The organism is Citrobacter sp. VF227, from assembly GCF_052950715.1.
Genome location: NZ_JBRFVF010000343.1, coordinates 1 through 481, shown reverse-complemented (window position 1 = coordinate 481; position 481 = coordinate 1). Strand labels below are relative to the sequence as shown.

The 481-nt window shown below is 64.4% G+C and carries 1 pseudogene; it reads left to right on the top strand.

Going from position 1 to position 481, the window contains the following annotated elements:
- Window positions 1-221: 221 nt before the first annotated feature.
- Window positions 222-481: pseudogene (locus ACU8YC_RS26660) on the top strand (aspartate transaminase); the annotation flags it as partial.

The window sequence follows — 481 nt, the reverse complement described above, 5'->3', positions numbered from 1 at the left end:
GCTCGACGGTGTTTCTTTGGTAATGGGCATGGATGAACGCCTCTCGCTATGTCCATTGCGCAGGATGATTTGTCCCTTGCCGGCCCGTGCCGGCCCTGCGGCTGCAAGCGGGCGAACTTACCAGATCGGCTCGGGGTGCGCTACTCCCCTTTCCAACAGTGGCTGCAGCGGCTTCGGGACCTTGGGTAGAATTCACGTTTTGTTCTCAACAGGAAGGTCAGATGACCTCGTCGTACAGCGCACGCAGTCGCGCAATCGAACCTTTCCACGTCATGGCGCTGTTGGAGCGGGCCAATCAGCTCCAAGTTCAAGGCCACGACGTCATTCACCTGGAAATCGGCGAACCGGACTTCACCACCGCCGCGCCCATCGTCGCCGCGGGACAGGCCGCGCTAGCGGCCGGGCACACCCGCTACACGACGTCGCTGGGGCTGCCGGCGCTGCGCGCGGCGCTCGGCGCCTACCACGCCCGCCACTGGGG